The sequence below is a fragment of the Kordiimonas sp. SCSIO 12603 genome (genome assembly GCF_024398035.1).
In the GTDB taxonomy this organism is placed as follows: Bacteria; Pseudomonadota; Alphaproteobacteria; order Sphingomonadales; family Kordiimonadaceae; genus Kordiimonas.
In genome coordinates this window covers 1,129,636-1,155,708 of sequence record NZ_CP073748.1, presented here as the reverse complement: position 1 = coordinate 1,155,708, position 26,073 = coordinate 1,129,636, and the positions used below count along the sequence as shown (strand labels likewise).

The window sequence follows — 26,073 nt, the reverse complement described above, 5'->3', positions numbered from 1 at the left end:
GTTACGGCAATAATCATTAAAAAGCTGTTAGTCAGCGCGGCTTACGTATTCGCGCTCAGCTGTGGATACAACAATCTTGTCACCGGCTTTAATGAATGGCGGCACACCAACACGCAGACCATTATCAAGTTCAGCAGGCTTATAGCTTGAAGAAACTGTCTGGCCTTTCACAACAGGCTCAGTTTCAACAACTTCAAGAGTTACTTTATCAGGAAGGCTAACGCCTAGAGGCTTTTCTTCATGGAATTCGATCTGAACCTGCATTCCGTCCTGTAGGAATACAGTATCGTCACCAATATCTTCTGAAGAGAGAGAAATCTGCTCGTATGTATCACCATCCATAAAGGTATACATATCGCCATCAGCAAACAGGAACTGATAATCTTTTTGCTCAAGAACAGCGCGTTCTACTTTTTCACTGGAACGGAAACGTTCGTTAAGCTTGCTGCCATTGATCAGGTTTTTAAGTTCAACCTGCAGGTAAGCACCGCCTTTGCCCGGCTGCGTGTGTGCAATTTTTACTGCGCGCCACAATTCACCATTGTGAATAATTACATTACCCGGACGGATAGAGTTACCATCTATCTTCATGGAACAGCCTTTCAGATTTCTCAAAGTCAAAGAACAAAATTGGGCGGGGGATAGCAGATTTATCAGGAGAAAGCAATCAAGGAAAACAAACCAGTGAGTGATTCACAGTGTTTTTCACCGTCTTGAATTCAATCCGTTGATAATCATAGCTGATGTTATGAAATAACGATTACCCCCGCTGGGATATAAGCATAATTAATATAAAGACTTTTCCCAACATGCAGCTATGAGGATAAATCATGCTACAATAAAGAGTTCCTCATTATTAACTTTTGGTTAATAATAAAGCCCTGTAGCTTAGAGGGGGAGTTCATGGCTGATCCAGTAGATATCGCTGTTGGCGAGCGAATAAGGCAGCTTCGCAAGGAGCGCCACATCACACAAACAGAATTAGGCGCCGCAGTCGGATTAACATTCCAGCAAATTCAAAAATACGAAAAAGCCAAAAATCGAATCTCTGCCAGCAAACTTGTTCAAATCGCTGACATCTTCAATGTAGACGTTTCTGAACTTTTTAAAGGCAGCATGGCCTATGAAGATGTGCCAGAATCAGAAGAGATCGCAGAGCTCATTAAATATACCGAAAGAATGCCAGATCATGTGCGTAGTCAATTCCTTAATCTGATGGAAGCAATTGCACAGGCCCCGGAAACTACCTCACAGGTCGATCTCTTATAACGGAACTGTTATCGTTATCAATTAGATGTGAATTGGTTTCAACTAAACATAGTTTCATAAGCACCCTTGTGTTTATTAATAAAGTTCAGGGGAGCTTATGTTTAAAAAAATTCTAAGCGGCATTGTACTGCTGATTGCAAGCAGTTTCCCTGCCGCCGCATCCGATTTGGGGCCGGCTGTCGGCTCTAAAATCCCACATAATCTTGAAGTGATGGATCAAAAAGGCCAGCAACAGTCTTTTTCATCGCTTACTGGTGAAAATGGCACAGTATTGGTGTTCTTCCGCTCAGCAAAGTGGTGCCCATATTGTCAGCGCCAGCTTATCAACATCGAGAAGTCAGCTGCAGAAGAAATTCGTAAGCGTGGTTTCAATGTTGTTGGTGTTAGTTATGACAGCGTAAAGGTGCTTGATAAATTCACCAAAAAACGCGGTATCAGCTATCCGCTGCTTTCTGATGATGGTTCTGCAATCATCAAGTCATTTGGTGTACTCAATGAAAAGTACAAACCAGGTGACCGTGTATACGGGATTCCGCACCCAATTATCGTGATCACAGACAACAGCGGTACAATCAAAGCCAAGTTGTTTGAAGAAGGCTATAAAAACAGACCAGAGACAGAAGTTATCCTCTCTGAGCTAGATAAGCTTTAAAACAGATAACGCGGCCTCAAAGCCGCGTTTTTTTTAGTCTAGCTGTTAAGAGCCTGATGGTAGGCTTTCACTGCAGCTACAGGACCCGCTTCATGCTGCCAAACACCCGCGCATACCGCTACAAAATGTGCGCCTGCATCTGCAACACTGCGACAGTTCTCTGGTGTTATGCCACCAATTGCCACACACGGAATATCTGTTACTTCTTCCCACATCTGTAGAATTTCAATTTCCGCAGGTTCTGCATCTGCTTTTGTCACGCTTGGAAAGAACGCTCCGAAAGCCACATAATTGGCACCACCCTCACCTGCTTCATAGGCCAGATGACGACTATTGTGGCAAGTTACGCCGATATCAAAATCCTCGCCGAGGATATTGCGTACGTCTTCCAGGCTCATATCATCTTGCCCAATATGAACGCCATCGGCACCAACAGCCTTTGCAATATCCACTCGGTCATTAATGATCACTGCAACATCATGCTTGTGGCAAACATCTTTCAGCTGGCTCGCAATATCCGTGAATGTTTCATCATCTACATCTTTGAGGCGGACCTGCACCACAGGCACCATTTCGGTTGCTAGAACAGCATCCAAATCGGCAGCAAAAGCCGCCACATCATCAAGTGTATCGGGTGTTAACAGATACAGTTCACAAGGTTCTTTGGTTTTTGCCATTTCTTTTGGTCCTCAATAACTTAAAAGCCCTTCCCCCACACTATAGGGAAAGGGCCAAATTTCTAAAGAGCTTTATAAGCTATGGGCTTATGCTTTGCCTTTATAGATATCAATAATCTCGTTCAGCATAGCAATTGCTTCCTCGCGTGGACGCTGGAATGTGTTACGGCCAATGATAGAACCGTTACCGCCACCATCGCGGATCGCACGAGCATCATCATAAACGCTGTTAGCACCTTTTTTCGCGCCACCAGAGAATACAACAACACGGCGACCATTGAAGGAAGAGCGCATAACTTCGCGAACGCGTGCAGCCTGATCAGAAAGATCGATGCCAGCGTCTTCGAAAGCCTTCTTCGCTTCTGGCTGCTCAAGGTGAGCGCTTGGAAGCTTCACTTTAATGATGTGTGCACCAAGTTCAGCTGCGATATGAGCTGCATAAGCGCCAACATCCATTGCTGTTTCCCCGTCTTTCGACAGATCACCACCACGAGGGTATGACCAAAGAACAACAGCAAGACCTTTCGCCTTCGCTTCTTCAGCAATCATCTGGAACTCTTCGAACAGGTCCAGTGCGTGCTCAGAACCCGGGTAAACAGTAAAGCCAACTGCAGAACAGCCAAGGCGGATAGCATCATCCACAGAAGCGTTTACTGATTGGTCTTTTGTTGTTGCCCAGCTGTTAGAGCTGTTAATTTTCAGGATAGTCGGAATTTGTCCTGCAAATGTATCAGCGCCAGCTTCTAGCATCCCAAGCGTAGATGCATAAGCGTTAAGGCCTGCATCAATAGCGAGCTGGTAGTGATAGTGAGGATCATACGCCGGAGCGTTTGGTGCAAATGAACGTGCCGGACCGTGTTCAAAGCCTTGGTCCACTGGCAGAATAATCATTTTACCAGTACCAGCAAGCTTACCTGTACACAAAATGCGGGCTAGGTTTGCTTTAGTACCTGGATTATCAGATTCGTAGTTTGCGAGAATATTTTTGACAGTTCTAGTAACTCTCATTGGGGCCCCCTAAAGGATCTATAGTGTTTATATAGGCGGTGCTTTGTGCGCCCTTGATACACAAACTCCCTAGCATTCGCAACGTTTGAAGGCGCATAATTCTATCTTTAATGACTGGTTAACTGATACCAGATAAGGTTATTATGCGACAAGGGGCGAGTAGACTAATATTTTATCAACATATTGGACTATATGAAACGCACTCAAGATATTGGTTTGACTAAGGTTTTTCAGAGATACCTGCGCGTATCTGCCTTATTTTTTGCTTGCTGTCTCACCGCAGCATGCGAACAATCTGAACCTAATCAACCCCTCAGGGTTTCAAGTAGTAACTGGCCGGGGTATGAACCGCTCTATATTGCAGAGGCTCTAAACTTCTATTCAGGTAAAGATATTCATCTCATCGAAACTCCGGCTTCAATGGTGTTAATGCAAAGCTTGCAAGCCGGTACAGTGGATGCCGCAGCTATATCCTTAAGCCGCGCCCTTACCTTTATCCAACAAGGGCAAGATATCTCCATTATCCTGGTTCTGGATTGGTCCAATGGGGCTGATCAGATTTTAGCCCGTCCACCAATAAAATCCATTGAAGACATCACCGGCGCAAATGTTGCGGCGGAAGCCAATACGGTTAACATGTTCCTTCTGCTACGTGCGCTCGAAAACCACGGCATGACGCTCGACGATATAAATTTTGCCCCTATGGAAAATGAGGTACTTGCCTCTTCCTATGCAGCTGGTGAAATTGATGTTGCCTCCGCCTTTGGACCAGCCATCAACGATATGGCCCAAATAGGTGCACGGAAGATTTTTGATAGCTCACAGATACCCGGCGAAATTCTGGATGTGCTTATTGTTCGAACCCAATATCTGGAACAAAACCCGTCCAAGGTTACAAAGCTTGTACAAGGCTGGCTGAAAGCAGTTGAATATATATCTAATCAAGAAACCGGCAGTGATCTACCTGCAGGTCTCCTTAAGCCCGAAGATTTTCAGGCAGTAAAAAACCAGGTTAAGCTTGCCGGAATCGCTGAAAACACCACGTTCCTCGGGGATGATGCCAGACGCTTGAAAGACACCATAGAAAAACGGTTGATGACATTTCAGGCTATCAGTGACCGGATGCAATTTTCGTCTATGCCGAAGATTAATACGAAACCTTTTGAAGACGCCAAAGCGCTAGAAACAGAAAATTAGAATTATCCAATGTTGAAGAACATTTCACTCAGGCATCTTATTCCACTGCTATTTTTTAGCGGCAGCCTGATGCTTGTGGTGTTCTTCTATACAGTTGGCTTCCCTGTTGCACAAAAAGAAGCCGTGGACCTAAGCAAGCGTCAGGCACTTACATTCCTTCAAATTCAGCAATCCAGATTCATTGAACTTCTGTATCTGGATGATACCAGCGAACTTGAGAAAGAGATTTATTTCGCGAACAATGATCCTGCGATCAAGAGGCTGTTCATTGTAGATGAAAACCTCATCGTACAGTATTCAAACCGTTCCCGAAATATCGGCGAACCTCTAAGCGCTACAAACTCACCCTACACCAAGGCAGAGATTGATAAGGTTAATGATACCCTAACCCTATCAGTAGAATGGCATGATAAAGATGAAACACTCCTCACAGGATATGCAGCCCTAAGGCACACGGTTGGAAGTGATCAGAAACGGTGGACGCTGATTATTGTTCATGATTTTTCCAACCTGAACAAATCTATCACCGATATTGCTGCGATTCCTTCCGAATTATTGGCAACACTGATGCTCGTTTTATCAGTTATCGCTATTATCCTTCTTCGGCGTCATCTGGATATGCGCCTTTCACCTTTATTAAGTGCTGCAGCCAAACTTGCAAAAAACAAAAAAGGTGCTCGCTCTAATCTTGTTGGCGCTGATGAATTTGCAGAAATTGGCCGAGCTTTCGACCAAATGGCGGAGAAGGTTGAACAGTCTCTTTCCGAACTGGAAGATGCCAAAAATGATGCAGAGCTTGCCAATCTGGCGAAAAATAACTTCCTAAGCTTCATGAGCCATGAAATCCAAACACCTCTTGCAGGGTTGCTTGGTTTCATTGATCTTCTCGGAGAATCGGAACTGGATGAAGAAGCTCGAATTTATCTTCGCTCTACAGAAGCATCCGCACGCACGCTTTCCGGCCTGATCAGTAACTTACTTGAAACCAGTCGGCTTGAAGCAGGAACTGTGAAACCAGCATCCGAAGCGTTCTGTATCAATTCTCTTATCCAAGACATCGTAGACAGCACTATCATGCAGGCCAAAAAGAAGGGATTGGCTATCAGGGTTACATCTAATCAGGATGATCCAATCTGGTTGGAAAGTGATCCTGTTCTCATTCGGAAGATACTTGTAAACCTCACCGACAATGCTGTTCGCTTCACGGAAGAAGGTTCAATCACCATCGCGGTTAACAGTGAGCCTGTTGATGCTTCACGCATGTTGCTGAATGTATCAGTATCGGATACTGGCATCGGCATCGCACCAACCGAACAAAAACATCTCTTTGATCGTTTTTACCGCTCGAATGATCAGCGGATCAAAAACTATAAAGGCGCTGGTATTGGTTTGACCATCTGTAAAGATATTGCAGATATCCTCCACGCTGATATCCATGTATCCAGCGTTCTGGAAGAAGGCTCAACATTCAGTTTGGAAATGGAAGTGCCTATTGCTGATCCACAGTCCGATTTCAGTTACTCCGCCTTAACAGCTCGCGAACAGCAACCGCTGAATATTCTACTTGTTGAACATTCTGAATTAACGCGTTCTTTCCTCATCAGTCTTCTCAAAAAGCTCGGGCATAGGGTTTACCCCTGCAAGAATGCGTCTGAAGCCATACAAGCCATGAAAGACTTGCTGATTTACCCTAACCTGCCCCCTATAGACTTGGCCTTTATTGATATTCATATGCCAATTATGGATGGTGAAGAGACCATGCATGAAATCAGGGGTATGGACTCTCGCTTTAAGCATCTTCCAATGATCGCTACATCAACCCAGAATGACCCTATTGCCAGAGAGAAGCTGCTTGTTGCTGGTTTTAATGGCTTTGTTTCCAAACCAATCAACAAAGAACATTTGATGGAAGAAATCTTCAATCTCTCTCGCCTGCAAACTCACCGAGTATAAAAAAGGCCCGCACGTGCGAGCCTTTCCTGAAACACTTTAATGAGCTTTAACCAAGCGCCGCGACACCCGGAAGCTCTTTACCTTCCATCCACTCAAGGAATGCGCCACCAGCTGTAGAAATATGTGTGAACTGTTCTTTCACACCAGCATGAGCAAGTGCCGCTACTGTATCACCACCACCTGCAACAGTGAGAAGAGATCCAGCCTCGGACAGTTCACCAGCAGCCTTAGCAAGTGCAACTGTAGCCGCGTCAAATGGCTCCATTTCAAACGCACCCATAGGGCCGTTCCATACAAGTGTTTTGGATACCTTAAGCACCTCAGCAAGCTCAGCGACAGTCGCAGGGCCTGCATCAAGGATCATCTCAGCGCCGGATACAGCATCTACACCTTTAGTCTCATTTGCAGCATGAGCTTTAAATTCAGTTGCTACAACAACATCAGATGGCAAGTGCACTTTACAGCCAGCATCCTTAGCCTTGGAAAGAATAGTAAGCGCTGTATCTTTCAAATCTTTCTCACAAAGGCTGGCACCGATATCCATACCTTGTGCGAAAAGGAATGTGTTAGCCATGCCGCCACCGATGATCAGATGATCAACTTGCTCCACAAGGTTTTCAAGGACCGCAAGCTTTGACGAAACTTTGGCACCGCCCACAACAGCAACAACCGGTTTCACAGGCGTACCAAGCGCGTTTTCAAGTGCTTTCAGTTCAGCGCCCATGGTTTCGCCAGCAGCAGCCGGAAGTAACTTTGCAATAGCAGCTGTGGAAGCATGGGCGCGATGCGCCGCTGAGAACGCATCGTTTACATACACATCACCAAGGGCTGCAAACTTAGCTGCCAATTCAGGATCATTCTTTTCTTCGTCCTCAAAGAAGCGTGTGTTTTCAAGAACAACAACTTCATCTGATGGCAGATCATCACCGAGTTCAGCAAAACCAACACTGCGCTCAAGAACATCAGCAAGTGCTGGCACAATCGGTTTCAAGGACATCTCAGGCACCACTTTACCCTTAGGGCGACCAAAGTGTGCCAGAAGAACCGAACGGCCACCAGCGGCTACGATTGCGTCCACTGTTGGCTTCACTGCGTGAAGACGAGTTGCATCTGTTACCTCGCCGTCCTGCATTGGTACGTTGATATCCACACGCACAACAGCAGTTTTACCTGTTAGGTCACCAAGGTCTTTTATTGTTTTGAAAGCCATTTTTATCACTCTCGAAGAAGGCTGATAGTAAAAAGGGCGATCAACCGACCGCCCTTATAATCACTTAAATGAAAGAGCTTAGAGGCTCGCCATTTTCACAGCTGTATCAGCCATACGGTTGGAGAAGCCCCACTCGTTATCGTACCATGTCAGGATACGAACGAATGTGCCGTCTGTTACCTTTGTCTGGCTTGAATCAAATGTTGAGCTGTTTGCATTGTGGTTAAAGTCGATAGAAACTGCAGGCATATCTTCATAACCAAGAACGCCTTTCATATCGCCTTCAGCAGCAGCTTTGATTGCTTCGTTGATTTCTTCCGCAGTTGTCTCGCGGCCAGCATCAAACTTAAGATCTACAAGAGATACGTTTGGTGTTGGAACACGAACCGCCGAACCATCAAGCTTGCCAGCAAGCTCAGGAAGAACAAGACCAACAGCTTTAGCAGCACCCGTTGATGTTGGGATCATGCTTAGTGCAGCCGCACGTGCGCGGCGTGGGTCTGAATGCAGTGTGTCAAGAACAGGTTGATCACCAGTATAAGCGTGAACAGTTGTCATGTAACCGCGCTCAATGCCAACAAGGTCGTTAAGCACTTTTGCAACAGGTGACAGACAGTTTGTTGTACAAGACGCGTTTGATACGATTGTATCTTCTGCTGTCAGGTCACCATCGTTCACGCCGTATACGATTGTTTTATCTGCATTTGCACCAGGCGCTGAGATAAGAACTTTTTTCGCGCCTGCTGTTAGGTGCATTGCTGCTTTTTCGCGTGCTGTGAAAATGCCTGTACATTCCATTGCAACATCAACATTTTCTTCACCCCAAGGAAGCTCTTCAGGGTTACGGATAGCAGTAACGCGGATGCGGTCACCGTTCACAACGATTGCATCGCCGTCTACCTTCACATCACCAGGGAATGGGCCATGAACGCTATCACGCTTAAGAAGGTAAGCGTTCATCTCCACGTCACCAAGATCGTTGATCGCTACAACTTTGATATCTGTGCGACCGCTTTCATAGATAGCGCGAAGAACGTTACGGCCGATGCGGCCAAATCCGTTAATGGAAACACGTACAGTCATTGAGGTTGTCCTCCAAATAGTGGTGTATTCGTACAAACAAAATATTTGTAATTAATTAGAGCTTCTCACGCACAGCTGCAACCAGTGCATCAGCTGTAATTCCGAAATGCTCATATAGTTCATCAGCTGGAGCCGAAGCACCAAACGTGGTCATACCGATATTCACGCCGTCAAGGCCAGTATAACGCTCCCAACCGAATGTAGTTCCCGCTTCAATAGAAGCTTTCAAAGCAGCCACAGGCAGTACCTCTGCTTTATAAGCCGCGTCTTGCTGATCAAACAGGTCTGTACATGGCATGGAAACAACACGTGTTGGCACACCATCTGCCTGAAGTGTATCGCGCGCTGCTGCTGCGATTTCAACTTCAGAACCTGTTGCGATCAATACAACTTTCGCTTCGCCACCTTCTGCTTCATGCAGAACATAACCACCTTTAGCACAGAGGTTCTCATCAGTGTGCGTAGTACGCTGCTGAATAAGGCCCTGGCGTGTAAGGGATAGAATGCTTGGTGTTTCTTTAGCTTCCAGTGAAAGCGCCCAACATTCAGCTGTTTCAACAGCATCACATGGACGGAAAACATTCACATTCGGCATTGTACGCAGGCTCATCACATGCTCAACAGGCTGGTGCGTAGGGCCATCTTCACCAAGACCAATGCTATCGTGTGTCATCACATAAATCGCGCGCTGCTTCATCAACGCCGCAAGGCGGATCGCTGGGCGAGCATAGTCGGTGAATACCATGAACGTACCACCGTACGGAATGTGCTGATTGTATAGCGCAAGGCCGTTCATCGCTGCACACATTTCAAATTCACGGATACCGTAATACATATAACGACCAGAGAAATCATCAGCTGTGATGCCTTCTGTCTGGCTTGTTTTTGTAAGGTTCGAACCCGTAAGGTCAGCGGAACCACCAATTGTTTCAGGCACAACACCGTTGATCACTTCAAGCGCCATCTGGCTTGCTTTACGTGTCGCAACCTTTACAGGCTCAGCAGCAAGCTGGGCTTTATATTCGTTGATCGCTGTTGTGAAACCTGCTGGAAGGTCTTTATTCTGACGGCGATCAAAATCTTCTTTCACGAACTGATCAAGCGCACCGAATTTGTCTTTCCATGCGGCAGAAGCGCTTGCGCCTTTCGCGCCAACAGCGCGCCAAGCGTTTAGCACATCTTCCGGAACTACGAATGGTTCAGCGTCCCAGCCTAGGAAAGCACGTGCCGCAGCAATTTCATCATCACCAAGCGGTGCACCATGTGTTGCAGATGTACCTTGCTTGTTAGGAGCGCCGTAACCGATTGTAGTGCGGCATGCGATCATGGAAGGCTTATCGGCTTCCTTCGCAAGACCAATTGCAACTTCAATCGCTTCCATATCGTGGCCATCAACTGCCTGAACATGCCAGCCTGCAGCTTCAAAGCGCGCCATCATATCTTCACTTGATGAAAGATCGATCGAACCATCGATGGAAATAGAGTTATCATCCCAAAGCACGATCATCTTCGATAGATTTAAGTGACCTGCAAGAGAGATAGCTTCCTGAGAAACACCTTCCATCAAACAGCCGTCACCCGCCAACACATATGTGTGGTGGTTCGTTATATCGTCACCGTACTCAGAGTTTGATAGACGCTCACCGATTGCCATACCAACAGATGTTGCAAGACCTTGGCCTAGCGGGCCAGTTGTTGTTTCAACACCCGGGCACTCACCGAACTCTGGATGACCAGCGGTTGGGCTATGAAGCTGACGGAAGTTTTTAATATCTTCCATTGTCGGGTTTTCATAACCTGTTAGGTGAAGGAGCGAATAGATCAGCATTGAGCCGTGACCAGCTGACAATACAAAACGATCCCGGTTTGGCCATGTTGGCCACGCGGGATCGAAATTCATAAACTTAGAGAAAAGAACTGTTGCTACATCGGCCATTCCCATTGGCATACCAGGGTGGCCCGAATTCGCTTTTTGGATTGCATCCATGGACAAAGCGCGGATCGCATTTGCCATTTTTTGCTCAAGATCATTTTCAGCTTGGAGTGAAATATCGCTCATTTCTATCAACTTGTCTTTTTGGCCCTAAAAAGGCGACGTGAAAATCGCGGTCAAAATGGCGGGGAAGAACTGCATAGTCAACCTTTGTGAGCGTAATTTAGCAGTGTTTTTCTTACTTTCAGATGCAACAATGCTTGTGTATGATTGACGACAGTCCTGCAAACACCCTATCTTCAAGAGAAATTAGCTTTTTACATACTGAAATTATCGGCTTTAGCGCCTTCAGTTAGTTGAGACAAGAAAATGACAGAGCATACATCTTCACAAGAATTAGAAGCGGCAAGAGCGCGACTCGAGACAGCTCTCTCAGGCTTAGCTCAGGGTGTAATTACGACACGCGAAGCTTTAAATTCAGCAGCCAGTATCACGAATGAGAAAGTTCAGCTTGCTGAACGCGTGGCAAAACTGGAAACAGAAAACCTGAAACTGCATGAACAAATTGCAGCACATGCCCTACAAACACCGTCATCGGAAATTGAAGATCAACTTGCCACATTACGGGAAGAAAAATCCGCACTTGAGCAAAACTATCGGCTTCTGAAAACCAAATATGCAGATCTACAAGAACAGGTAGATAAACCAAAACCGCTTGAGGTTGATGTTAGCGGACAGCTGGAAATGCGCCTCTTGCAGCAGAGACTGGAAGAGATGCAGGCTGAAAAAGAAATGATCAAAGCCGAACTGGATAGAGCAATTGCAAGCCTTGAACCTCTGGCGGGAGATGCATAATGGCGCAGATTAGTGTAAACATTAACGGTAAACCTTATCCGCTCGCTTGCGCTGAAGGTGATGAAGATCGCATTCGCAAACTCGCAGCCTATGTTGACACCAAGGCGCGTGATCTCGCTGGCAAGCTTGGGCACATCAACGAATCCCGCCTTCTTCTGATGTCTGCAGTACTCATCGCAGATGAACTTCACGAAGCGCTTGAGAACGGAGGGAGTGGCGGACTGATGGGCGCAATCTCCGAAACCGACCTCGCTAAAATTCTGAATGAAGTCTCTTCAGAAGTAGAAGGTATTGCAGAAAAGCTCACAAACGCTTAAGTATGCGGCGCGGGCACTGCGCTGTGCGTGCGATATGCAGTAATTCCCGGGGCTATAAACACTCCTAGGGAGCTGTCACTGGTTAGAACCGTGGTTCTTCTCATACGGCGCCCACCTGATTTATCAGGTTCCGGAGAGTACAAACGTCAGAACGGCAGAGGTGGTCCCGCACCCACCAGAAAGACACTATGAAAAAACCAACAAGCAAAGCTGATCTCCGCGCCGAGGCGAAACGCATGCGCGCGGGTGCTGCTCAAATGTATGCTCTTGAAGCCGCAGAGAAAGCAGCGAAACACGGCCTGCAGATGTTTTCCAGTTTTAACAAAGGCGCTATCATTGCTGGCTATTGGCCAATTGGGGATGAGCTTGATCCACGGTTTTTGATGTTGTCGCTTGAACAGGCTGGATACCGTATTGCGTTGCCAGTAGTAAGCGAAGAAAACGCGCCACTCACGTTCCGCCTTTGGGGACAAGGGGACCCGCTTGAGAAAGGTGCTCTAGGCACGATGCAGCCCGTTACAGATGCACCTGAAGTTACTCCAAACGCCCTGTTAGCACCTCTGCTCGCTTTTGATGAAGACTGTTATCGTTTGGGCTGGGGCGGCGGCTACTACGATCGCACGCTAGCAGCACACACAGAAATTAAAGCCTTCGGGTTTGCATATGGGGCCCAATTTGTGGAAAACTTACCAAGAAGCGAATTTGATTGGCCAATGCAGGGCATCATTACCGAGGAAGGTGTAATCCTTCCCCGCAAAAAAGTGATGTAACGAGTAAGAAGTTAGAAAGAAAAATTATGCGTTTACTATTTCTGGGGGATTTGATGGGCCGTTCTGGCAGAAACGCTGCAACAGATGCCCTGCCCGATCTCCGCCAAAAACTGAAACTGGATTTCGTTATAGTAAACGCTGAGAACGCTGCCTCTGGATTTGGTACTACAAGCAAAATTGCCGGACAGGTTATTCAGGCTGGTGCCGATGTTATCTCTGGTGGCAATCACACATTCGACCAAAAAGAACTACTTACAGCTATTGGTGCTGATGGCCGCATTCTTCGCCCAGTAAATTACCCACCTGGCACGCCAGGACGCGGCTATAATATTTATGATGCCCCGCGAGGCAAAAAAGTGCTGGTTATCAACGCCATGGGTCGTGTGTTTATGAACGCTATGGATTGCCCGTTTCGCGCCGTAGACGACATTCTGAAAAAATACCGCCTTGGTGCCACTGTTGATGCCATTGTTGTAGATTTTCATGGTGAGGCAACAAGCGAGAAAATGGCCATGGGCCAATATCTGGATGGCCGGGTAAGCCTTGTTGTTGGCACTCACAGCCATATTCCAACAGCAGACTGCCAGATTTTTGATAAAGGCACAGCCTACCAAACAGATGCCGGGATGTGCGGTGATTACAACAGTGTTATCGGCATGGATAAAGAAGAGCCTATCAGCCGTTTCCTAACGAAAATGAATAAGGAACGCTATAACCCTGCGAGCGGCGAAGCAACAGTGTGCGGCACTTTCGTGGAAACAGATGACCGCACCGGACTTGCAAAACGGATTGAACCTGTACGCATGGGGCCACGTCTAATGGAGCATATTCCTGAGGTGTAACAACGATCTTTGACTTAGCGCGCTAACTCGTATATCGGTCTTTTAAGAATTTCTATCATATGCCTGCGATTTTGTTTGGCTCTAAATTTTTGTGCACATTCGATACGCTGCTGAAGAGTTATATCCAATCCTGTCAAGGCACGAGAAACTGCATCAGCAACCCCGAACGCTCCATCCGCCTTGTCAAATACAACATAGTCAGCGCCAATTTCTTGCACTTCTTTTTCAAGCCACGTTTCTTTCGGCACCACCAATCTATTAGCCGTTGCAATGGCTTCCCAAACCACGCCTGATGTTTGATAAACATAGTTTTCGCCTATGTAAGGAGCAACCACAACAGAACTATAAAAGAAAGCGTCCGCATACTGGGCCTGATCCAGTAACAGTGTATTAAACAAGAAATTCTGATGCTCTTGCCTCAAAGCGGATAACTCACCGAATATAGCTTCATTTTCCCCAGATAACCGACGTTTATCAGCATGGGCTGCAAATTTGATTTTTGGCCACCTGGATGTCAAATCACACACCGCATCAGGTATCAATCCAAATCCCTTAGAGATATCAGGCACACCCGCAAACATCAGGACCTGCGCAAAATTCTTCTTTTGATTCATTTCTAGCGGTGCTTGTATAGCGCTGTTGATCAATGGATGCGGTAAAATTTCCCGCCCGCCAAGATGGCTATATTGTTTGGCAAGCGTTTCACCACATGTATAGATTTCCGCCCCAACATCACGTGCCATTTTTAAAAAATGCTGATGAAATTTAGCCGAATGCGCATGATTTACCAAAAACTCACCTGATGCTTCATTGAAGTAACACCCACTGGGTTCATGAAGAAAAAATATCACATGTGGTCGTTTACCTTCTTCAAATGAACCTACCCACCGAACGGCACCATCCAACTGGTTATAAGAGAGGTTTGAAAAAATAACTCTGGTTTCTTTTTCAAACCAAGTAGCTGGCAACTTCTTCATATCGTTGAGGAATACCTGATTGAACCCCAGATACGTATTTAAAATTCTGGCGTTATCCTGCTCCGCACTGTCATGCATGATGGTGTGCTGAAAATGTTTTACCAGCGTACCACCCCATAAGTTCTCACCAGGCAACGATTTATGTGATACCAGAAACGTTTCTTCCTCTTGTTCAAGAGCAATATCTACTAGAAACTTATTCCAAACGGAAAAATGTCCTGAACGATGAATTAAATTGGAATCACAAATGATAGTTTTCACAAAAAAACCTTATCAATATTCTTCAAAGCGAATAATAAACAATAGGTAAATACTGAAACATCCCAGATGTTGAAAACCTATTACCAGTATTAAAATTCATATTTTTCTGGATAGAGAATTACAAGATGTCGACCAAAAAAAACTTGCTGATCATTACCCATAACATCACCGAGCTAACTCCCGGCGGCGGCATCGAAGTGTATCAGGACATTATAAGAAAAAATCCAGAGTATAATGTCTTTTTTCTGGTTAAGACCACACGCAACAATACACCAGAATATATCGTTAGAACCCCAGATGAAAAATTCCGCATTTACGCCTTAGAAAAACAGATATCGGTTAAAACTGTAAAAGAAGACCAAAGGATGAATCTTGTTGTCCAACTGATAAGGGAACACAAGATTGATCTAGTACACTTCCAACATCTTTTAGGCCATCCACTTGGCTTGCCAAAAGTGCTGCAGAACATGAAAATTCCGATGCTATATACGCTGCAGGATTTCTATCTTACCTGTTTCAAATTCAATCTACGTAAACCGAACGGCAGTTTCTGCAATACATTTGACCATTCAGTAAGCCAATGTAACTTCTGTTTGCAGGCAACTCATAACATTGAATTTGGCTATCAGGAGCAGCGGCGCGCATTTATTGGAGAGATGCTATCAAACTTCGCAGGTTTGATCTCAAGCACAAATTATACGAAAAACGCGTTTCAAAAAATCTATCCGCATCTTCCTGATGATTTATTTCATATTCTTCCTCTCCCAAAACCCTGGCCATCGAATGATCAAGAGCGTCCGACCCCTAAACCTAAAGGGGAGTTTCTGGAAGTAGCTATCCCGGGTAACTACAATTCAGTTAAGGGGGGTGACTTGATGTTTGAACTCATCCGCGGATTACAGCATGAAAAAATACGCTTTACCGTCCTTGGTCGCATTCAAGAACCTAAATACAAAGAATTATTTGAGAAGCATAAATTCCCAAATTTAATTATCAAAGGCGGTTACGACCCTAAAGATATCATAGATATTCTCAAAGATTATGACGTGTCCTTGCATCTCTCTGTATGGCCCGAAACATACATGATTACACTAAGTGAAGCCTGGACTGCTGGTGTCGTTCCAATCGTTACCAATCTGGGAGCTCAAGGAGAACGTGTAGAGCATGACAAAAATGGGTTTGCAGTACCAGTGGATGGTATTGGCGAAGTATATGATGCTCTCAAATCCCTTCTTGATTCACCAAAGAAACTTATAGAGATGAAGCAGGCAGCGATTGATACCTTCACACCAACGGGAGAAGACCACATCCCGGAACTAAATAAGATTTATGAAAAAGTACTATCTGCGCACCCGAAACAGGGTATTTCAGTCATCCGAGGTAAATAGGGACTGTACTGTCCGTACACTCCCACACCTTCGAATATATAACGGTTTATAGTAGATAATAGAGATATTTAATGGTCGCGACACAAGCAGAATGGAACGAAAGACTCGTCATTCTAAAGATACTCTCTAGGGCTAAGAAAAATGAACAAGAACAAGCCGGCCAGATAGCCATCAATGCTGCCAAAGATATTGTTCTTAGAAATGTTCCTCGTATTTCCGTTATTATGCCAATGTGGAATAGGCAGAACATTGTTATAGAAGCCATTCAAAGTGTTCTTGATCAGAGTTTTCGCCCATACGAGCTTATTATCAGCGACGATGGCAGTGTAGATGATTCTGTAAAAACCGTAGAAAACTCTTTTCCTCAAGAAATAAATTCCGGTCTCATTAAAATTATAAAAAACAGTGAAAACAAAGGGGCAGCCCACGCTCGAAACCTCGCCCAACAAATAGCGACAGGTGATTTAATCGCATATTTAGACACGGACAATAAATGGCGTAAAAATTATCTTTTGATGATGGCAGGTTTGTTTGCTCAAGAACCGGAACTCAATTGCGCCTATGCAGCCCTGTTCGTAACGAACAAAGACGAGAATAAACAATATGTTCTCGCGCAAACCTATGACAGAGCTCGCCTTTTAAGCGGCAACTTTATAGATATGAATGTGTTCATTCACAGGCGTAAATTAATCGATAAACTCGGCGGGTTTAATGTCGATATCGAACGGATTGAAGACTGGGAGATGATCCTAAGATATACGCAAGAACAAATCCCACCGCTGTTACCAATGATTGGGACTGACTATCTAATCGACACTAAAAACCTTGGAAATATGTCAACAACCAGAAATTACACTGAAAACTTCAGGAAAGTTTACAACATTCACCATCAGGAAATGGAACAATATGGCGTGAAAGCCCGATAAATTTTTACCCGCGGTCCAGCACGCTTTCAAAATAACTAATCGTATTCCTTAGCCCGGCCTGCACGTTCGTCGAAGGACACCAATCTAATTCCTTTTTAGCTAAAGAAATATCTGGCTGCCGCTGCAAAGGATCATCTTCTGGAAGCGGTTTATATATTAACTTAGACGATGAACCGATAATCTCGATAACAGTTTCCGCTAGCTGTCTAACGGTCATTTCGCCTGTATTACCAATATTTACTGGGCCGGTAAATTCCGGTCCGCGCGCCATCAACCGCATTAAACCGTCAATCAAATCATCTACATAACAAAAAGAGCGTGTTTGGCTCCCATCACCATAGATAGTGATATCCTCACCCTTTAGAGCTTGCACAATAAAGTTTGAAACAACGCGGCCATCATTCACATGCATACGAGGACCATAGGTGTTGAAAATACGCGCTACTTTGATTTGCAAGTTATGTTGGCGATGATAGTCAAAAAACAGTGTTTCAGCACAACGTTTTCCTTCGTCGTAACATGACCGCGCGCCAACTGGATTTACGTTACCCCAGTATTCCTCCGTTTGGGGATGCACTGCGGGATCACCATAAACCTCACTGGTCGAAGCCTGTAGGATTTTCGCATTAACACGTTTAGCGAGACCTAGCATATTAATCGCACCATGCACACTGGTCTTGGTGGTTTGCACTGGATCACGCTGATAATGAATAGGTGAAGCAGGACATGCTAGGTTATAGATTTCATCCACCTCCACATACAGTGGGAAAGTAACATCATGGCGCATCAACTCGAACATTGGATGGTTAAGCAAGTGTTGCACATTATGTTTTGTACCTGTGTAAAAATTATCTACACACAACACATCACATCCTTGCTCAAGCAGCCTCTCACACAAATGAGAGCCTAAAAAGCCTGCACCTCCAGTAACTAAAACGCGCTTATTTTCATGCATGTGCCAGCCTTTTAAAATAGAAACACTACCAAAATTCTTGCTTACCATTATCACTGAAAATCATATTTGATAATAATATTTTAGTATTTAGCTATTCCTATTCAAATAATATATGCGGCATGATCGTAAAGTTATTATTTCAAGCGAATAGAAACGAAAATAACTGCACGTATTTACCGTCTATATTCACACAACTCGACCCACCTGTTTCAAAATTCAAAAAAATGTTGGATAGTTCAATATCTTAACGCTCAGGGGTACCCACACATGAAAAAACAGCTTGTCTGCTATCCAACTCGGCTAGGGAATATGGTGCATGATCAACGAGATAAGTGTATCGGCTGGTCTTTCAAGGAATATGGTGAATGGGCTCCCGGTGAATTAGCTATCTTAAATAAGGTGATCAACCCAGGCGATACAGTTATAGATGTTGGTGCTAATGTTGGATATCACTCCTTGTTCTTTTCTCTCAAAGTACAGCCAAGTGGCAATGTAATTGCTTTCGAGCCTCACGAAATAAATCACAAGCTTCTCACCCTAAACTGCATCATCAACAATCTTGAAAATACCAAGATACATAAGGCTTTGATTGGATCAAAAACCGAAATAGTGATGCTTGAAGATGATGTCACTGACATCCAAAATCTGGCTGCTGCAAGTTTCGCCGGACATATGGAAAAAACAGAAAGTGGCTCGCCCTACATGAAATTGAAACTGGATGATCTCAATCTGGAAAACTGCAATCTTATCAAAATAGATGTAGAGGGCATGGAATTAGAGGTTATCTCTGGGGCACAAGATATTATTGCTGAAAAGAAGCCTATAGTTTTTTACGAACAAAACACGGTCGCAAATTTTCATGAAATCCAAAAAATACTTTCTGACCGTGACTATGCTTCATTTTGGTCTGTATCCAAGGCTTACCCAAAATTCAATATACGGCGTAACGAAATAGATATCTTCAAAGGCAACACAGAAACCAACATTCTTGCTATCCATAAAGACCAGGTAAGCCAGCATCCATGGACCGACACATTAACCCAAGTAACTGACGATATATATTCACCACCTGAACTGTCTGCTCTGGGAGAGGAAGATATGATCAAGGCATCACTTATCAGCCAAGTAGATGTGCAGTGGGCAAACTTTTTATCAAGCTACTTCCAAAACTAACCGAAGACGATAGCGCTCTTAACTTTGGTGGCCATGGTCATTGGGAAGCTTCTTGTATAACCGCGGACGAATATTTGCCCGCGGCTGATCTGCCAACTTTCACACAAACCAACAAAACCGTGCGGTTAGCAACCAAACATGAAACGACGGAGACAGCGAAGAGAAGCCTCTTTTAGCTTCTCTCTGAAACTTATCAAATAAACTTGGTTTTATAAAAAGCGCCCAACAACATCCTTGTAAGAACGGCTTACTTTTAATTCAACGCCGCACATAAGGGTAAGAAAGCACTCACCATTTGAATGAGGGCGCACTTCTTTAACTTTATCCAGATTAACAATAGTGGAGCGGTGAACTCGCTGGAAAACACGCGGGTCAAGGCGCTTTTCCATGGTTTTCATGGTCTCTCGAAGAATGTGGGTTTTTTCGCCAACATGAATACACATATAATCGCCAGCCGCGTCTACATAATCAACATCTGCAACATCAACAATCGTAATATGCCCGCGATCTTTAATACGAAGATGCGGATCATAACGATCTTCTTTATGTTCTACAGGCTTTTCCAGAATAGCGGTGAGCGCTTCTTTTGGAGGCTCATCCATGCTTTCAATCAAATCCACAAGACGCGCATTTTGTTCAATTGCAATCCGCTGGCTAAGCGCTTCACGCACACGTACGATAGCTTCTTCAAGCCGCTCTTCTTCAACCGGCTTCAAAAGATAATCAAGTGCATGGGCTTCAAACGCTTCAAAGGCATACTGATCAAAAGCAGTTACAAAAACAATAAGCGGAATTTCCGTTTGCCCAACAAGTGAACGCACAACCGAAAACCCATCAAAGCCGGGCATTTGGATATCGAGGAAAACCAGATCAGGCTTTTGTTCTTTAATTGCTTTCACGGCTTCCCGGCCATTTGAACATGTTCCAATGATTTCCAAATCATCAAACTTTTCAAGGCGTAGCGTTAGCCCGCGGATCGCAAGTGGTTCATCATCCACCAAAAGCGCTCTGATTTTAGCCATATATTCTTCCCCTATCGAGCCTTAGCAACGGCATTTTCACATCATTATGTAAACATAAAATTAGCGGTCACAAGGTAGTTCAATAAAAATACCTAAACCAGTTGGGTCCATATTCCTAAGTGTAATCTCATGATCATCGCCGTAAATCTGCATCAAACGCTCGCGTGTGTTTGCAATTCCAACACCTGAACCAGATTTACTCACGATGTTCGTCAAATCTTCCATACCCGGCCCAGTGTCGGTAAGCGCGACCTTCAGCCGCCCCTCGTCCACATCAGCACTCACTTTAATCGTACCCCCGTCGATAGACGGTGCGATTGCATATTTAATGGCATTCTCAATAAGCGGCTGTAGCAGCAGGCTTGGTATCAGTGCGTCACGCGCTTTTTCACCAATATCAAATTCAAGAAGCAGCCTATCTTGAAAGCGTACTTTCTCAATATCCAGATAAAGTCCAAGAGCATGCATTTCCTGATCAAGGGTTACCCGTTGGGTTGGTTGGTTCACAAGCGTATAACGCAGAAAACTGGAGAGTTTTGTCAACATCCGGTTCGCGTCGGCCTCTGATTTCTCCAGTACAAGTGTGGATATAGCATTCAGCGTATTAAACAGAAAATGGGGGTTCAACTGATAGCGAAGCATTTTCAACTGCGCTTGGTGCGCCATTGCCGTTGCTGTAAGCACCTGCTCTTTTTGCTCCTGAAGGCTGGTATAGTAATGATACCCAAAATAGATAGCAGACCACGCCAAAAGCACTGTAATTTCGAACATGGCATTACCTAGCAAACGGATACCGCCAATTAGCTCCATATCTTGAACAAGCAGAGGCCCTACCTGAAGTTCCGCCCACGAAAACACTAGCCCAAGCCCAGCACATGTCACAATAATCCCCAGGAGTGTCACAGCTAATGACATGTTTCTAACCACGCGGTAAATAGAACGCATCACTAGGGAAAGCCCAACACCCAAGAGCAGAACAAAAACAACAAAGCCTAAATATTCAGGAAAAGTCTCTCTATTGATAACCGCCTGAAGCGTGCGCAACATGGCGTAGCCAGTCCAACCTGCAGCCTGAAACGTCCAGAAAGTCCGGTCTTTCGTACCAAAAAAACGTTCTACTAACTTCATAGCTCCCCGACGGCCTTCCATGCTGGTTGCAGCCGAACGGGTTGGCTGCTTCAAATCAATTTCTGAAGCAGCATTATGATTAGGAGAAAGCGTATCGCCAACCTTGTTTTTATTTTTTTTGGTCATGATACTCCAAACAGCAACAACTTAGCGGCTGGTTGTTACTTCATCTCTTAGTTTAACCTGTTGCCCGGAGCGCAGACGTTCACCGCCACGGATTACTACACGATCACCGTTAGAGATATTACCAACTACAGCTACAAGTGCGCCATTTGCGGCACCTGTGCGAACTGTTAACCGCTCTGCCGTATTATCTTCTTTCACGCGGAATACATACGTACCCTCACGGCGGAGAACCAGTGCATCTCTTGGTACAGCAACAACCTGTTCAGGTGCACTAGACGGCAGACCAATCTGGACTGCAGCCCCAACAACAAAAGCAGCCCCTTCAGGTACTTCCACGCGGATCTCCATAGTCCGGCTTACTGCATCACCAACAGGGATCAATGCTCTGATCGTTGCGTCAGAAAAGCTACCTCCCTGACGAAGGGCAACACGTTGATTATCAGAAAGAACACTTGCAAGATTCACTGGTGCCTGAGCACTAACCTCAAGATGACCTGTATCTACCAGGCGCACAATTTCACGGCCCGGGGCACTATATTCCCCGGCTTGTGCCAAACGCTCAACTACTCGGCCCGGGAACGGTGCTCGCACCTTAGTGCGGTCAAGGTCAACTCGCGTCTGATCCAGATTAAGCTTCGCCTGCGCAAGTTCTTCCTGTGTCATATCAAGTTGGCTTTGCGCTTCATCCACACGGCTTGCTGGTGTGTGATTGGTTTCAGCAAGCTCCTTAACCCGTTTAAGGTCTGCTTCAAGGAAGCGAATACGTGCCTCAAGCCGTTTGATTTGAGATTTATTTCTTTCCAGTTGAAGCTTAAGGTTCCGGTTATCAATTTCAGCAATTACATCGCCTTTTTGAACAGCGGTTCCCTCAGGTACAACACTCATAACCCGACCAGCAATTTCTGCGGCGATACGGCTATCGTTTCGGCTCACAACTGTACCCGGCATAAATACCTGTGGTGCCATTACCTCAGTACTGGCCTCGGCAATTTCCACTACCGCGGGTGGTGGCCCATTTTGCGCTATAGCAGGGTTCATTGCCATCAAGCCAATGCCACACAAGATGGCAACCCGGGTCTTCATACGGTTTTGTAATCTGTTCAGAATAGTCATCTTATATCCTCGCTTATTCTGCTGGTTGCAGACTTTTTGTTGGTGCTTCAATCTTGGGAGCTGTCAGGCGTAGCAAGCACGGCAATAGCAATAGGGTGAAGATTGTTGATACACTCATCCCGCCCACAATTGTTGTTGCCATACCGCGGTAAATATCACTGCCCGCGCCGGGGAATAATACGAGCGGTAGCATGCCCATAATGGATGTGAGTGTGCTCATGAAAATTGGGCGCAGGCGAAGAGCGAGCGCGCGCTCGATCGCTTGTTCACGGCTCAAACCTTCAGCCTCGCCTGCGCGTGTCTGCGCCACTAACAAGATCGCATTATTCACCACAAGCCCCAGCAAGATGATGAAGCCGATCATTGTAAGGAGATCTAGCGGCGCAAAGTTAATTTGGTTCAATATCCAAAGAGCAAGCACACCACCCATGCTGGCCAGTGGGATCGTAATCACCACAAAGATTGCATCTTTTGGTGATTTGAACAGAGCTGCCAAAATCATGAACAGTAAGCCGAGAGCTAAAACAAAGTTGATAGTGAGTGAGCCAACAGCACGGTCAAGCGCATCAGCACTACCACCATAAGAAATAGTTGCATCAGCAGGCAGTAGCGGCCGGATTTGCGGTTCAACTTGCTCTTTCAGGATCGTAACCATATCCTCCAGAGCCATACCATCAGGCTGGTTGATATTGAAAGTTACCGTACGCTTGCGGTCTACACGCTGGATAAAGGTTGGGCCAACACCACGCTCAATATCCACAAGTTCGCCAAGCGGCACAATACCGCCACGTGGTGTTGCGATTGGAATAGATTCGAGCATTTCAGGATCTGTCCATTCCTGCGATTTCAGGATCATATCCACACGGCGTTCACCATCAAAGTGTTCACCAAGCCACTGACCATCACCAAGCGCACGGATAATGCGTGCAATATCATTCCGGCCGTAGCCTACTTCCGCCAAACGTCTGTCATTTGGATTGATTTTCAATTCAGGTGAAATCACGTTTGGATCAGGGTTCGGGCGTGCACGCGCGCCAGGTACAGCCTCACCGATAATACGGCCAGCCTGCAGCGTAACATCACGCAGCCCATCTAGATCACGGGAATGGATATTCAGTTGCACTGAACCACCGCCACCGAAGCCGCCAAACAGGTTACCTTGCTGCGCAAACGCCTGTACATCAGGGAAACCAGCCAGAATTTCGTTTTGAACGATTTCTTCCAGTTCTTTCACTTTACCTTGGTCTTTCGCACGAACACCTAGAGAACCACCCTGACCATTCGGGAAAGTGATGATGTAATAGTTTTTGAGAGCAGGCTCTTTAACACCGTCCATATAGGGCTGAAGGCGCTCTACAATTACCTGGGCAACCTCTTTATCCACAGTTTCTGTGTTCGCACCAGATGGGAACATAATGAACGCATCAACCGCATCCCGTTTCACGGGCGGCAGATAGTTCAGGTTCGGCAAAAGCGAGTAACTAAGGAATACCGCACCACCAATCAAACCGGTGATGATACCCGCGCGGCGCAACGGTGTACCTGTAATACGCATGATACGGGCGGAGAAACGTTCAGCACGTTCACCTGCATCATCGTTTTTAGGTAGTTTTTTAAGCCAGTGCTCGGCAACAACAGGCAGCACAGTTACCGCCACAATAAGCGAGAGCCCAACACCAATTGCAATAGTAAGTGCCAGATCAGCAAACAATTGGCCTTCCACATCCTTCAGGAACAGGATCGGCACGAAAATAGCCACTGTTGTTGCTGTGGAAGCCAGCAGTGCTCCCCAAACCTGACTTGCGCCCATAAGGGATGCCATGTTTGGTTTTTCACCGCGTTCACGGAGCCTTACAATGTTTTCCAGCACGACAATCGCTGCATCAAGTACCATACCTGTTGCGAACGCGAGACCCGCGAGCGAGATCACATTCACCGTTCTGCCAAAGAGTGCGAGAACAATAATGGTAGAGAGCAGACAAATCGGAATTGTAAGTGCAATCAACAAGGTTGCGCGCACCTGACGAAGGAACCACCAAAGCACACCAACCGCCAGCAACACACCAATCAACAGGTTGCTGGAAAGAAGGTTGATCGCACGGTTAATGAATACGGACGGATCAAAAGATTTCTGAATAGAAATACCTTGGTCTGCAAGCATACCAGCATTCAGTTCATCCAATACTTTGGTAAGTCTGTCGATTGTTGCCAGCACGTTCGCGCCGCTTTCACGCACCACACGCATACCAATAGCTTTGTTACCATTCTGGTACACCACCTGAGTAGCGTCTGGTGGTGCAACAGAGATCGTCGCAATATCACCAAGTGTTACCGGGCTGCCATCTCTCCAATCCAAAATAAGTTCACGGAGTTCATCTGGCTCATAGCGGCCCTGGAAATTCATAAGGTACCGTCTGCGACCCACTTCCATATAGCCGCCTGAACTATCCACTGTACGGCCAATACGGCGTGTGAGCGTATTGATATCAATACCAAGCTGAGCGGCTCTTACAGCGTCAAATTCAATCTGCAACTGATCACCAAGGCCAGCGCCTGCTTCAACAGAAATATCCGCAATACCTTCGATTGCTTCAAGACGCGGAACAACTTCATCCTCGATGAAAGGAACATATTCTTCCTGGCTAAGGGCACTTCCTTCACGGAACTGAGTGAACAGGTAAATAAGTGTTTCAGAAGCAGGGCCACCGCCACCATTCATTACCACACGAGGCCGGTCTGCGTCCGCAGGAAGCGGCGGTAAACGGTTAAGACGACTGATCACTTCAATAAGTGCGTGGTCCATATCCGCTTCAAGGGTAAACTCAAGTGAAACAAAGCCAAATGAAGGGTTCGAGAAGGACCGCATTTCCTCAAGCCCCGGCACACCCTGCATTACCTCTTCAATCGGTTCGATAATTTCTGATTCTATCTCAGACGGACTGGCAGCACGCCAGAAAACCTGTACGCCCAGTTGCGGACGTTCGATAGCAGGGAACAGTTGAACTGGTAGTTTGGTGAGCATAACACCCCCAAGAACCAGTGCGATCATAGCAAGCACGATAACGGCTGCTGGATTCTTCAAACTTTTTTCGGTGAGCTGCATGATTTACCTCGCGTCAAATGGCTTTTTAGCTCTTTGAAACGGGTATGCGCCTAATTGCTGATTTAAGAAATTCTTATGCGCTAAATGGAAAGCAAAGTGCGATAGAATGTAACATCTTTATACCAAAGATCATAC

General features: G+C 45.7%; 23 protein-coding genes. 11 read left to right on the top strand and 12 right to left on the bottom strand.

The features are described from left to right. Window positions 1-27: 27 nt before the first annotated feature. Window positions 28-591 (bottom strand): elongation factor P, encoded by a 564-nt coding sequence (gene efp / locus KFE96_RS05155; protein WP_247015656.1) that lies wholly within the window; start codon window positions 589-591, stop codon window positions 28-30. Between the two features lie 312 nt (window positions 592-903). On the opposite strand from efp, the gene KFE96_RS05150 reads away from it, so the two are divergent. Together KFE96_RS05150 and KFE96_RS05145 are read left to right on the top strand one after the other, a co-directional pair. Continuing rightward, window positions 904-1,269 (top strand): helix-turn-helix domain-containing protein, encoded by a 366-nt coding sequence (locus KFE96_RS05150; protein ID WP_247015658.1) that lies wholly within the window; start codon window positions 904-906, stop codon window positions 1,267-1,269. A gap of 97 nt (window positions 1,270-1,366) precedes the next feature. Next, the gene (locus tag KFE96_RS05145) at window positions 1,367-1,921 is read left to right on the top strand and encodes a peroxiredoxin family protein (RefSeq protein WP_255834923.1); all 555 of its coding nucleotides are present in this window, start codon (window positions 1,367-1,369) and stop codon (window positions 1,919-1,921) included. A 38-nt stretch (window positions 1,922-1,959) separates the two neighbouring features. Here the strand turns inward: KFE96_RS05145 and thiE are convergent, their stop codons facing one another. Both thiE and KFE96_RS05135 read right to left on the bottom strand, forming a co-directional pair. Further along, window positions 1,960-2,598 carry a thiamine phosphate synthase gene (thiE, locus tag KFE96_RS05140; RefSeq protein ID WP_255834922.1) on the bottom strand — a complete coding sequence of 213 codons (639 nt, stop codon included), beginning with the start codon at window positions 2,596-2,598 and terminating at the stop codon, window positions 1,960-1,962. Between the two features lie 87 nt (window positions 2,599-2,685). Continuing rightward, window positions 2,686-3,606 (bottom strand): class I fructose-bisphosphate aldolase, encoded by a 921-nt coding sequence (locus KFE96_RS05135; RefSeq protein WP_255834920.1) that lies wholly within the window; start codon window positions 3,604-3,606, stop codon window positions 2,686-2,688. Window positions 3,607-3,822: 216 nt separating this feature from the next. Between KFE96_RS05135 and KFE96_RS05130 the strand changes: the two genes are divergently transcribed. Both KFE96_RS05130 and KFE96_RS05125 read left to right on the top strand, forming a co-directional pair. After that, on the top strand, window positions 3,823-4,803 hold the full coding sequence (locus tag KFE96_RS05130; RefSeq protein WP_255834919.1) for an ABC transporter substrate-binding protein: 981 nt from the start codon (window positions 3,823-3,825) through the stop codon (window positions 4,801-4,803). 9 nt (window positions 4,804-4,812) lie between these two features. Further along, the gene (locus KFE96_RS05125) at window positions 4,813-6,756 is read left to right on the top strand and encodes an ATP-binding protein (RefSeq protein ID WP_255834918.1); all 1,944 of its coding nucleotides are present in this window, start codon (window positions 4,813-4,815) and stop codon (window positions 6,754-6,756) included. Between the two features lie 46 nt (window positions 6,757-6,802). Here the strand turns inward: KFE96_RS05125 and pgk are convergent, their stop codons facing one another. The 3 genes from pgk to tkt all read right to left on the bottom strand — a co-directional run bounded on the left by pgk (window position 6,803) and on the right by tkt (window position 11,108). Further along, window positions 6,803-7,966, bottom strand: coding sequence for a phosphoglycerate kinase (gene pgk, locus KFE96_RS05120; protein ID WP_255834917.1), 1,164 nt, complete (start codon window positions 7,964-7,966; stop codon window positions 6,803-6,805). A 78-nt stretch (window positions 7,967-8,044) separates the two neighbouring features. Next, window positions 8,045-9,049, bottom strand: a complete 1,005-nt coding sequence (gene gap / locus KFE96_RS05115) for a type I glyceraldehyde-3-phosphate dehydrogenase (protein WP_255834916.1) — start codon at window positions 9,047-9,049, stop codon at window positions 8,045-8,047. Window positions 9,050-9,104: 55 nt separating this feature from the next. Beyond that, window positions 9,105-11,108 carry a transketolase gene (gene tkt / locus KFE96_RS05110; protein ID WP_255834915.1) on the bottom strand — a complete coding sequence of 668 codons (2,004 nt, stop codon included), beginning with the start codon at window positions 11,106-11,108 and terminating at the stop codon, window positions 9,105-9,107. 243 nt (window positions 11,109-11,351) lie between these two features. On the opposite strand from tkt, the gene KFE96_RS05105 reads away from it, so the two are divergent. The 4 genes from KFE96_RS05105 to KFE96_RS05090 all read left to right on the top strand — a co-directional run bounded on the left by KFE96_RS05105 (window position 11,352) and on the right by KFE96_RS05090 (window position 13,766). Then, window positions 11,352-11,837, top strand: coding sequence for a hypothetical protein (locus KFE96_RS05105; RefSeq protein ID WP_255834914.1), 486 nt, complete (start codon window positions 11,352-11,354; stop codon window positions 11,835-11,837). Further along, complete coding sequence (locus KFE96_RS05100; protein ID WP_255834913.1) at window positions 11,837-12,154, top strand: cell division protein ZapA; 318 nt, start codon at window positions 11,837-11,839, stop codon at window positions 12,152-12,154. Before KFE96_RS05105 ends, KFE96_RS05100 begins: the two co-directional genes overlap by 1 nt. Window positions 12,155-12,342: 188 nt before the next feature. Beyond that, window positions 12,343-12,924 (top strand): 5-formyltetrahydrofolate cyclo-ligase, encoded by a 582-nt coding sequence (locus KFE96_RS05095; protein ID WP_255834912.1) that lies wholly within the window; start codon window positions 12,343-12,345, stop codon window positions 12,922-12,924. Between the two features lie 26 nt (window positions 12,925-12,950). Further along, window positions 12,951-13,766 (top strand): TIGR00282 family metallophosphoesterase, encoded by an 816-nt coding sequence (locus KFE96_RS05090; RefSeq protein ID WP_255834911.1) that lies wholly within the window; start codon window positions 12,951-12,953, stop codon window positions 13,764-13,766. A 14-nt stretch (window positions 13,767-13,780) separates the two neighbouring features. On the opposite strand, the gene KFE96_RS05085 is transcribed toward KFE96_RS05090, so the two are convergent. Further along, on the bottom strand, window positions 13,781-15,004 hold the full coding sequence (locus tag KFE96_RS05085) for a hypothetical protein (RefSeq protein WP_255834910.1): 1,224 nt from the start codon (window positions 15,002-15,004) through the stop codon (window positions 13,781-13,783). 125 nt (window positions 15,005-15,129) lie between these two features. Here KFE96_RS05085 and KFE96_RS05080 point away from each other — a divergent pair, with 125 nt between their 5' ends. Further along, a complete protein-coding gene (locus KFE96_RS05080; protein ID WP_255834909.1) occupies window positions 15,130-16,392 on the top strand; it encodes a glycosyltransferase in 1,263 nt (420 codons plus the stop codon). A gap of 71 nt (window positions 16,393-16,463) precedes the next feature. Next, entirely contained in the window at window positions 16,464-17,318 is an 855-nt protein-coding gene (locus KFE96_RS05075; protein ID WP_255834908.1) for a glycosyltransferase, read from the top strand. Window positions 17,319-17,322: 4 nt separating this feature from the next. On the opposite strand, the gene KFE96_RS05070 is transcribed toward KFE96_RS05075, so the two are convergent. Further along, window positions 17,323-18,273, bottom strand: coding sequence for a UDP-glucuronic acid decarboxylase family protein (locus KFE96_RS05070; RefSeq protein ID WP_255834907.1), 951 nt, complete (start codon window positions 18,271-18,273; stop codon window positions 17,323-17,325). Between the two features lie 267 nt (window positions 18,274-18,540). Between KFE96_RS05070 and KFE96_RS05065 the strand changes: the two genes are divergently transcribed. Beyond that, window positions 18,541-19,446 carry an FkbM family methyltransferase gene (locus KFE96_RS05065; protein WP_255834906.1) on the top strand — a complete coding sequence of 302 codons (906 nt, stop codon included), beginning with the start codon at window positions 18,541-18,543 and terminating at the stop codon, window positions 19,444-19,446. A 209-nt stretch (window positions 19,447-19,655) separates the two neighbouring features. Here KFE96_RS05065 and KFE96_RS05060 read toward each other — a convergent pair whose 3' ends face one another. From KFE96_RS05060 to KFE96_RS05045, 4 genes are read right to left on the bottom strand one after another with little or no spacing between them, the layout of a single operon-like run. Beyond that, entirely contained in the window at window positions 19,656-20,468 is an 813-nt protein-coding gene (locus tag KFE96_RS05060; RefSeq protein ID WP_255834905.1) for a LytTR family DNA-binding domain-containing protein, read from the bottom strand. 60 nt (window positions 20,469-20,528) lie between these two features. Continuing rightward, a complete protein-coding gene (locus KFE96_RS05055; RefSeq protein WP_255834904.1) occupies window positions 20,529-21,722 on the bottom strand; it encodes a sensor histidine kinase in 1,194 nt (397 codons plus the stop codon). Between the two features lie 21 nt (window positions 21,723-21,743). After that, a complete protein-coding gene (locus tag KFE96_RS05050) occupies window positions 21,744-22,835 on the bottom strand; it encodes an efflux RND transporter periplasmic adaptor subunit (protein WP_255834903.1) in 1,092 nt (363 codons plus the stop codon). Between the two features lie 13 nt (window positions 22,836-22,848). Beyond that, window positions 22,849-25,938, bottom strand: coding sequence for an efflux RND transporter permease subunit (locus KFE96_RS05045; protein ID WP_255834902.1), 3,090 nt, complete (start codon window positions 25,936-25,938; stop codon window positions 22,849-22,851). Between the last annotated feature and the right edge of the window lie 135 nt (window positions 25,939-26,073).